Origin of the sequence: Nostoc sp. (assembly GCF_036916985.1) — a bacterium.
Lineage (GTDB): Bacteria > Cyanobacteriota > Cyanobacteriia > Cyanobacteriales > Nostocaceae > Nostoc.
Window position 1 is genome coordinate 51,838 of record NZ_JBALFD010000003.1, and the last position, 9,321, is coordinate 61,158.

Here is a 9,321-nt window from a genome sequence, read left to right on the forward strand (position 1 = left end):
GCATCGCCTCACCAAAAATTGTGTTTTCTACCCCCGTTTTCGACCAAAAAAATTGTATATGAGTTTAACCTGCCAATAATGCTATTGACCAATGACTAATGACTATTTCTTTTTTTGCGAGATTGAGAGAGTGTAGTTATACTCTCGTTGGGATAGTTCACCTACATATAGCAAGTATTTTCCTGTCTGCCAGTAACCAGAAAGTTCTGACTTACCTCCAGAGTAACTATCTGGCAGCACACAAAAGCGTCCCCCTGGCCCGTCGATCAGCAGCGTTGCCTTTCCTTGACTTTCCGCTGTTAATCGCAAATAAGGTAGTGACTCTGTAACTTGGATAACTTGATTAGGTTCAGTGGTAATATTGCCACAATTACTTTTGACAGTTCCCCCAGACTTTCCATTCAAAACCAGTGGATCTGGTTGGAGATTCCGATTAATTTGGATTGTTGGTGTCTGTGCCAAATTAGCCTCAGTGAAAACCAAACTCATCGCCAAAGCTGTAGGAATAATTGCAAGTAGCCTAAGGGTTTTCATTTTAATTAATGCTCTAGATTTTTTTAGAGCAATCAATATTGTTATATTAATCTAGTAGACGATAGCAATATGTCTTAGTTCCAAAAGCTGCCGTATAAAGTAATACCATTCAGTTAAGATTTATTTATGAAGATTTGATGTATGTCTTTATAGAGACGTTGCATTGCAAAGTTTCTACAATTAATTAATGTCTGGAAAATAACAAGATGAGTTTGCGATCAACAGACTAGATGTGGGATGTATTTGATTGATGGTCTAAGTTGTACAATCTCGCTTGTAATGTGATTAAATGTGCAATGAAAAATATCTGGTTCAACATAAAGTAATTCCTTTGGCATTATGCAAAGTGTCGAATGCAATCTCTTGTGTTTATGGTCATTGGATGTGTTGCTGTATTGAGTGTGACTACCTTTGGGGCAATGTATGTTCTGGCTCAACCGGCTCCAACCTCATCTGAACGTCCTGCTGTTAAAGCGCCAAATTTCGGGCGACACTTTCAAGAAATCGGGCGTGAAGGCTCAATCTTGATTTACGACTCAAAAAACAACCGCATCTATGAACACAATCCTCAACGTAATGCAACTGCGCTCACTCCAGCTTCGACATTCAAAATTTTTAACGCGTTGGTAGCGCTAGAAACAGGTGTAGTCCTTGATGATGTAGCGGTTCTCACTTGGGATGGAATTCACCGAGAAATTGATGCCTGGAATCATGATACAAATTTACGTCAAGCCTTTAAAGATTCAACTGTTTGGTTCTACCAAGTACTGGCACGTAGAGCTGGATATGAAAGGATGCAGCAATTTATTAATAAAGTAGGTTACGGGAACCGTCAAATTGGCAGCGCCGCAGACATTGATCGTTTTTGGCTACAACAGCAGCTATTGCAAATTACACCCAAAGAGCAAATTAAGTTTTTGCAACGGTTGTATCAAGGCGATTTGCCTTTCTCTCAACGGACAATAAATCTTGTCAAAGACATTATGATACGCGAACAAACTCCAGACTACATACTGCGAGGAAAGACAGGATGGTTAACAAGTACTAAACCAAATGTTGGTTGGTTCGTGGGTTATTTAGAGCAAAACAAAAACGTCTACTTTTTCGCCACAACCCTTGATATGCAAAAATCAGAAGATGCACCTGCCCGCATCGAGATTACACGACGTAGCCTTAAGGATTTGGGTTTGCTGGCTCAAATCAACTAACCACCCCCAACAATAGTTACCACTTCTAAGCGATCGCCTGGTTGCACTTTTGTTTGTGTCCAAAACTGGCGGTGTAAAATTTCGCCGTTATACTCCACAGCCACCAAACGGGGATTAAAACCCAACTGTTGGAGTAAGTCGGGTAAAGAAGTTTGAAACGAACAGGTATGGGTTTCCCCATTTATCTGAATCGTAATCTCATTAGACATAATGTATGTGTGGGGCATTGGGCATTGGGCATTGAAAATTGGGTATTGGTTACTCACTTTGGGCAAATGACAAATGACAAATGACCAATGACTCTTTTAAAGTTCTGGTTTAATGCGATTGAGTTGGGAGAGTAAATATTGTGTCACGAGGGTAGGCTGTTCAGCCTGCATGAGCGATCGCACTACCGCTACACGTTCAGCTCCAGCATCGATCACATCATTGATATTATTGGCATCTATTCCCCCAATCGCAAACCAGGGAATTGAGCAATTTTTGGCGGCATAACTGACATATTCTAGCCCTGTTGCTGCCTTACCTACTTTTGTGGGAGTTTCATAAACTGGCCCCACGCCAATATAATCTACGCCTTCAGCAATTGCTGCTTGCATTTCTTCTTTGTTTGTGGTAGAGCGACCTATCAAACGTTGCGAACCCAGTAATTGCCGAGCAATGGTAATAGGCATATCTTGTTGTCCCAGATGCACTCCATCGGCATCGACAGCTAAAGCTAGATCAACGCGATCGTTAACAATGAACAAAGCGCCGTAGATGTGGCATAACTGCCGTAATTTTCTCGCCTGTTCCAGACGCAAAGAATCATCGGCGGTTTTGTCGCGGTACTGTAGAAGCGTTAATCCGCCTTTGAGTGCAGCCTCGACATTGTTCAACAAACTTTCACTAGGGGAAGTAACAAGATACAAATGCGATCGCCATAGCAATTGATGGCGCTGATGACCCATTAAACTACTTTCTAGGGTATAAACTTGATAGCGCATCTGCTTACAAGCTTTAGCCATATTTGGCTGATAAAGCTTGCTGTATTCTTCCAACACCCTCAATGCTTCTTCTATCCGACAAAAGTTAGCTTGCAATACCGATTTGATACTAGCTCGTTGTTCTTCCTGAGGATGGGTTAACTCAGTCCCCAGATCGCCTGGTGTATCTCGCGCTGCCCGTAGTTCGGAGGTATGCCACTTGGCTACCTCTTGTCGCAAGCGCTTGCATTCAAGAGCTAACTGGGCATTATTCAACCCAAACCGACACCATTCCTCAATAATTCGCAAGCCCTCACGAGCGCGGTCTAAATTGGCATCTAAAATGCGGTAAACAACTTGCTGTATTTGCTCTTTTTGGCTGTATGGCTCGACCATTACAACAACCCCATTAGTGCTTTCATCAAAGTGTGAATTATCATAAGCCCTAGTAACCATAGTTAATTAATTTGCTTTTTTTTACTAGATTTTTGCTGAATCTACGCAAAACAACGTAGTAGTGAGGGTTATGGTAAATTATCCCATGTTCCTATAGACAGTGATAACGGTAGTTTGAGGCTACAGTTTTGCACTAAGTTTAGTCAAGTATTTTACCGACAAGCTTACAAAGAACCGGGAAGAGGTATACACCAGAAAATCCACAATAGATATATTGAGTGAAAAAGAATGTAGGCACAATTCATGAATTGTGCCTACAAAAAATTTTGGGTAATACTTAATTAATTTTTGGAGATATCTGATGAGCATTTATTACTATGTATGAAATATCGCCAATTGGTCAATATATGAGTAATATTATCGACATAATACTCTATAAGAGTATAAGAATTTATGATTACTTCTAAGGAGTCGTGTTAAATATGATTCTCCCTTATGTGTTTGATAAGTACCGTAGAGTAGATGTTCTAATTGCAAAGCTGAGGTTTCTGAAATCAGCAAGGCTTTTATTCTTTAGTTTTTTAGTATTATTATTTACCGTCAGTCTGGGAGCAGCAAGTTTGGCGTTCCTGAGTTGCGCGCTCGCAATTCCATTGACACCAGATTCAGCACCTCTAGGTGACAAAACACTTTCCCATAACGTGCTGTTTGTCAACCCTAGCATCGGAGATGACAAGGCAGGCAATGGCAGCGAATCCGCTCCTGTAAAAACTATTACCCAAGCCTTGCGATTAGCTAATGCCAATACTGTAATTATGCTTTCCACGGGTACTTATAGCGCCGAGACAGGAGAGGAATTTCCCTTAATTCTGAAACCGGGTGTTTCAATTCAAGGCAACCCTAGCAATCAAGGTAAGGACATTATTATTCAAGGAGGCGGTGATTATCTGAGTCGGAGCTTTGCCGGTCAAAATGTCACAATTGTCGGGGCAAACCAAGTCTTGCTCACTGGGGTGACAGTGACGAACCCCAATCGCCGGGGTTACGGTTTATGGATTGAATCTAGCAATCCGGTAGTTGCAGAAAATACATTTACTGGCAGTACTCAAGATGGGATTTCTGTCAGTGGTAATGCTACACCCACCATTAGTAAGAATTACTTCGATCGCAATGGAGCCAATGGCATCACAATTGCTGGTAACTCCAGTCCCCAAGTGAAAGAAAATGTCTTTCACCAAACAGGTTTTGGGATTAATATTGCCCAAAATTCTGCTCCTGTAGTTATTGGCAATCAAATTCAGAATAATAGATCGGGGATTGTAGTACAGGCAAATGCCCGCCCGATTTTGCGGAATAATTCTATTCAAGATAATAAAGAAGATGGTTTAGTTGCGATCGCTCAAGCAATGCCAGATTTGGGTAGTGCATCGGAACCAGGGGGTAATACATTTCAAAATAACGGCCGCTACGACATTAACGCCAGCGCTGCTAAACAGGTAATTTCTGCTGCTGGTAACAACCTTGTGAGCGATCGCATCAGTGGCAAGGTGGATATTAACGGTACAACAGCACTAGCAACCCAAAATTCTCAACCTGCTGCCAATAATGTCTTACGAGAAATACCAGCAACCAATGAAATCAGCTTTTCGGCTCCCGAAATCTCTGAAACTACTAATAGGCAAAACAGCAACAACATTTCGGCAAATAATCCTGTTTCTACACAATTAAATAGTCAACTACTGCCATTAGTGCCAGCTAATCTATCACTTTCCACCCCTAGATCCAATCAACAACCACCCACCTCAAAAGTCGCCGGATTTCCTACTCCTAGCAGCTTGTCAGGTAGACTGCCAACTAACACTCAAGTTGCACAGCCACCTAATACACCACAGTTAAATTATGTGCGGATTGATCCTAATATGATTGAGTTTACTGCCCCTGAGTATCCATCTAATTCAGTTGCACAGTCACCAGTACCAAGTATGAGGAATCAAATACAGCAGCCATCACCAATACTGGAAACTGCTGTCCCAGATGCTTCTGCACTTTTACCACTTCCTAACAACAATATCCCCATTGCTAATACTCGCAATCTGCAAACAAGTTCTGCAAGTATTCCATATCGTGGTAACTCTGCAACACAAGTTGGTGTACGTTATCGCGTAGTAGTGCCACTAGCAACTGATAGGGATAAAGATTTAGTGCGATCGCTTGTTCCTGGTGCATTTCCCACAGTTTGGGAAGGTCAAAAAGTTATGCAGGCAGGAGTATTTAGCAGTGAATATAACGCCAAAGAAATGCTCAAAACACTCTCTAGCAATGGTTTAAGAGCCATTATGGAGCCATTGAATTAATTAGACAACGATATCAAACCCCCAGGATGAGGAGGCATTTCAGCATTACCTCAGCATCTACGTTAAATAAAAACGACTTTGACAAAGAGTGCTAGCCTTAACTGAACCGTATTGCCTTATAGCCCAATCGTGTAACTTGATACGGTCGGTGTGCAACGCGATTGTTGGGTTGCTCAAGTGCATCTGAGACTTTTGGTATCCATCCAACCATAAGCCACTTCAATTAAAGGTTTTCCACCAATTTCAAGCTCTTTTTCATAAACTGGACTGCCTCCAAGTGCAGCATAAAATTGACACGCGGGATTATCGCCCAAAACCCATACCAGCATGGAATTGATGCCCAATAGATGGAGCCTTAGAGCAACTGCCTGTGCTAAACAACGTCCAATTCCTTTGCCTTGATGATTTTGTAGGATGTAGATTGCCATCAACTCGCCTTTATACACAGGATCACCTGTGCGCTCCACTCCTCCGTTCACAAAACCGACAATCTCACCAGGTTCTTCCTCAGCAACGTAAGTAAAGTTGCTATCCTCTGGAGCATGGTTAAAAATTTTATACCAACCATTTGCTCTCCGCTCATAAGATAGATTCGCCAAATGTTCATCTGGCACGATGCCTCGATAGGTCGTTCGCCAAGTATCTACATGAATCCTTGAAATAGCCGGTACATCGCTGTGAGTTGCTTCCCTTACAATCATCAGTAACTCTGACTAAAGCGCCAACTTGTGAACAGTAGACTGACAACTCGATTAAACTGTTAAATTGTGCGATCGCTCAAACTCCATTCAAATTCTAAACCCTCAACTGACAAATTTAAAGTACTGCCCAACCGATAACTTGAGCAGGCTAACATTCCGGTTGAGCGGCGACCAACCAACTTGAAAAAGAGGCAGGGGAGCAAGGAGCGGGGAGCAAGGGGGATAGAAAATAATTGGGATTCAACCTATGTTCCGCAATGCTTGTCGCAGAGTGTTGGGCTTGCTCCCTGCCTCCCCTGCTTATACTAAAGACGGGTTGCAGCTTTAGTTTTAAAATCGCCAGAAGTATTGATATACAAAGATTTTTGCCTGGGCAAAAGTCTAGCAATCATCCGTTTTTAGTATACCTACCTCACAAAATCGCATTTCTCCTGTCTGAAGCCTACACTGCAAGAGCAAACCTTCTGACTTGAAAGTGCTGAGTGCTGAGTAAAAATACTAGTTCCCAGTTCCCAGTCCCCAGTCCCCAGTCCCCAGTCATTCTTTCATTCAAGGCTGTGAAACTTGTTTGATCAGGACTGCCCTTTTCACCTTATTTCGTCGCCCCATTAGCAAATATACGTAGTTCTTAAAGTCATACAAGTATTATGAAAAAGACATCAGATTGACATACATTTAATTAAATATTGAAATACGATCAAAGTCAGAAATCAAAGAGCAATTAATTTTTCTCATTCAATCCAGATGCTAGATAGCAGTTGGGCGATACTTCTGCAAGAAAATATTTATACCATCCTGCTATTAACAATTCAAAATTCAAAATTAAAGAAATTTCAGATGGGGATTTAGCGAGAAACGCGGTCTTGGGCTTTGCCCAAGTGGAGCGATTTCTCAAGACAAACCCCGACTGAAATGGGTGCTACATGTAGATTGCAGGTTCTTAAACCCTTTAATTTACGATAAATTTCCGAAGTTTCAAATCATATATGATGCTATGAAAATAAAATTTCTTCTTCACCGCTTAAAGTTAGGTCTGCATAATAAGTGGTGGTTGTTGAATTACAAATTTCGAGAACTATTGATTAAACTACAGTTCTACTGGCTCCTGTATCAAGGTAGTCAACTACTAAATATTAACCAGAAATCAGTAATTGTATTTTCTCCTCACCAAGATGATGAAGCACTAGGTTGTGGGGGTATAATTGCACTCAAGCGTGAACAAGGGATACCAATTAAAGTTGTTTTTGTTACAGATGGTGGAGGTTCTCATCGAGGTCATACCAAGATTACCCGTTCAGAAATTGTTCAAATCCGTAGAGAAGAAGCGCTAGCAGCTTTGAAAATTTTAGGGGTGGAATCAACAGATATTCACTTTCTTGATAAATGTGATGGCGCATTATCCAAAATGACAGAAACGGAACAAAAGCAAACCATTGAAGAAATGGCCCAATTATTAGGTAGTTTTCAACCACAAGAGGTGTACGTTACTCACAAACAGGATCGCAGTCCAGATCATGAAATTACTTATCAATTGGTTAAGGCTGCTATTGCTAAAGCAGAAGTGAAAGTAGAACTGTGGCAATATGCTATCTGGTTGCTTTGGAAGTCTTTATTGTTTAGCAATCTGAAATTTGATGAATTGGTAGGCGCTCATCGAGTTGCAATTCATCAAGTGCAATCTAAGAAAAAGCAGGCTATTGAAACTTACCGTTCTCAATATTTACCTATAGATGCTGAATCGAGTGCCGTACTTCCCCCTGGTTTCCTCTGGCGGTTTTTCTTGCCTTATGAGGTTTTTTTCAAATCAGACTCCGGTCAGGAGTAAAAAAAGCTTTTTATCTAGCTTGTAGACTCAAATTCTGTACCTCACTCAATACTTCTCAATTAAGACGGAAATAAAAAGGATTTGAATTCACCTTTACCCCTTATTTATCCTTTTTTTATCAGACTTTTGTCAGTTAACCAGGATTGTTAGGTTGAACCAAAAAGTATTAGTACCTTACTAATAAGCAATCCGTTGTATTAACTAATTGAGTCCTTCTATCTTCTCAATATTTTACTCTCCAATCCTCCAAATATGAGTCAAACACAATTCTGCTTTTGTACTTTAGCATTAGGTAAAGTGTATCGGACACTAGCTGGTTTATTAGCAAAAGACCTCGAACTATATTCACCTAATACTGCTTTTATAATTCTCACCGATCACCCTCAAGAGTTTAGCAAATATCCTCAAGTTTTAGCATTTCAGCATCAGCAGCAGGGTGTAAAGTGTTATCACGATAAAAGATTTGCTATTATTAAGGCATTATCTCTATTTAATTCATGTATATTCATTGATTCAGATATGCGAATCTTGGCACCAGTGCCAGAAGATATAGAATGGCTTTTAGAGCCAGGGATAAGTGCTAGGGCTTGTATGGATATGTCGAAAAAATTTGCCAAAGCTTTGGGAACAACTAACAAAAATTTTTCTAAAGAGATTGAAGTAATTAAAAAAGCAGCACAATTTTTCAATTCAGAGCCAGAATGGGAAAATGTTACCTTTGTCCATGAATATTTGTTTTCTGTTACTAAGTCAGCAGGAAAAGAAATTGAGTTTTTAGAAACATGGTCAATCCTTGCCAAATATTTTGAGCTAAATGGAGTTTATGAAGGCGAAGGTAATGCCATAGGTCTAGCTGCCTATAAAGCAGGGCTGCCAGTGAGATGGAGCCAAATGTCAGGCATTTCCTTTTTTAATAACAAAACCGAACTGATTAAAATTCAAAAGGGACAGTCAAACATAGATGAAACGTTGACTCTTTTTGAAGAATACGAAAGAATTGCACATCCTAAACGCTCTATCCTGAGTAAAATTGTCTTTAAACTTAGCAAAGCTATAATGCATCTTTATAGAGCAATAAAGTACAGAGTCGAATGGCACGAAGAAAAGCTCTAAACCCGGATTTCTCACAAGACTTGAGAAAAGAGGGGTCAAACAAGAGAGAGAATTGACCAACAGTCTCATTATATTCGCCCAAAACTTTTCAAACATCCTCTAAGAGGTTGTTTGAAAAGTCTACTTCCCGGTAGCAAAACGTTCAGATCCCCCTAAATCCCCCTTAAAAAGGGGGACTTTGACTCCGGTTCCCCCCTTCTTAAGGGGGGTTAGGGGGGATCAACA

Annotated in this window: 8 protein-coding genes; 4 read left to right on the plus strand and 4 right to left on the minus strand. The window is 40.7% G+C overall.

Features of this window, described 5'->3' with window-relative positions; translation table 11 throughout:
• Positions 1 to 102: 102 nt before the first annotated feature.
• The gene (locus V7L07_RS00375) at positions 103 to 534 is read right to left on the minus strand and encodes a hypothetical protein (RefSeq protein WP_335054008.1); all 432 of its coding nucleotides are present in this window, start codon (positions 532 to 534) and stop codon (positions 103 to 105) included.
• A gap of 353 nt (positions 535 to 887) precedes the next feature.
• Between V7L07_RS00375 and blaOXA the strand changes: the two genes are divergently transcribed.
• Positions 888 to 1,742 (plus strand): class D beta-lactamase, encoded by an 855-nt coding sequence (gene blaOXA / locus V7L07_RS00380; RefSeq protein WP_335054010.1) that lies wholly within the window; start codon positions 888 to 890, stop codon positions 1,740 to 1,742.
• Here blaOXA and thiS read toward each other — a convergent pair.
• Positions 1,739 to 1,951, minus strand: a complete 213-nt coding sequence (thiS, locus tag V7L07_RS00385; protein WP_335054022.1) for a sulfur carrier protein ThiS — start codon at positions 1,949 to 1,951, stop codon at positions 1,739 to 1,741. The two genes, blaOXA and thiS, sit on opposite strands and share 4 nt — an antisense overlap.
• 96 nt (positions 1,952 to 2,047) lie before the next feature.
• The gene (locus tag V7L07_RS00390; RefSeq protein ID WP_335054012.1) at positions 2,048 to 3,163 is read right to left on the minus strand and encodes a thiamine phosphate synthase; all 1,116 of its coding nucleotides are present in this window, start codon (positions 3,161 to 3,163) and stop codon (positions 2,048 to 2,050) included.
• A 422-nt stretch (positions 3,164 to 3,585) separates the two neighbouring features.
• Here V7L07_RS00390 and V7L07_RS00395 point away from each other — a divergent pair, with 422 nt between their 5' ends.
• On the plus strand, positions 3,586 to 5,457 hold the full coding sequence (locus V7L07_RS00395; RefSeq protein ID WP_335054014.1) for a DUF1565 domain-containing protein: 1,872 nt from the start codon (positions 3,586 to 3,588) through the stop codon (positions 5,455 to 5,457).
• A 173-nt stretch (positions 5,458 to 5,630) separates the two neighbouring features.
• Here the strand turns inward: V7L07_RS00395 and V7L07_RS00400 are convergent, their stop codons facing one another.
• Positions 5,631 to 6,158 (minus strand): GNAT family N-acetyltransferase, encoded by a 528-nt coding sequence (locus V7L07_RS00400; protein ID WP_335054016.1) that lies wholly within the window; start codon positions 6,156 to 6,158, stop codon positions 5,631 to 5,633.
• Between the two features lie 994 nt (positions 6,159 to 7,152).
• Between V7L07_RS00400 and V7L07_RS00405 the strand changes: the two genes are divergently transcribed.
• Together V7L07_RS00405 and V7L07_RS00410 are read left to right on the plus strand one after the other, a co-directional pair.
• Positions 7,153 to 7,983, plus strand: coding sequence for a PIG-L deacetylase family protein (locus V7L07_RS00405; RefSeq protein WP_335054018.1), 831 nt, complete (start codon positions 7,153 to 7,155; stop codon positions 7,981 to 7,983).
• 252 nt (positions 7,984 to 8,235) lie between these two features.
• Positions 8,236 to 9,096: a hypothetical protein gene (locus V7L07_RS00410; protein WP_335054020.1), complete on the plus strand. Its 861-nt coding sequence runs from the start codon at positions 8,236 to 8,238 to the stop codon at positions 9,094 to 9,096.
• The last annotated feature ends 225 nt before the right edge of the window (positions 9,097 to 9,321 follow it).

Bases quoted from the DNA above. Each gene is read 5' to 3' on its own strand.
- V7L07_RS00395 (WP_335054014.1), top strand. From the start codon at position 3,586: ATGATTCTCCCTTATGTGTTTGATAAGTACCGTAGAGTAGATGTTCTA.
- blaOXA (WP_335054010.1), top strand. From the start codon at position 888: ATGCAATCTCTTGTGTTTATGGTCATTGGATGTGTTGCTGTATTGAGT.
- V7L07_RS00400 (WP_335054016.1), bottom strand. From the start codon at position 6,158: ATGATTGTAAGGGAAGCAACTCACAGCGATGTACCGGCTATTTCAAGG.
- V7L07_RS00390 (WP_335054012.1), bottom strand. From the start codon at position 3,163: ATGGTTACTAGGGCTTATGATAATTCACACTTTGATGAAAGCACTAAT.
- thiS (WP_335054022.1), bottom strand. From the start codon at position 1,951: ATGTCTAATGAGATTACGATTCAGATAAATGGGGAAACCCATACCTGT.
- V7L07_RS00405 (WP_335054018.1), top strand. From the start codon at position 7,153: ATGAAAATAAAATTTCTTCTTCACCGCTTAAAGTTAGGTCTGCATAAT.
- V7L07_RS00410 (WP_335054020.1), top strand. From the start codon at position 8,236: ATGAGTCAAACACAATTCTGCTTTTGTACTTTAGCATTAGGTAAAGTG.
- V7L07_RS00375 (WP_335054008.1), bottom strand. From the start codon at position 534: ATGAAAACCCTTAGGCTACTTGCAATTATTCCTACAGCTTTGGCGATG.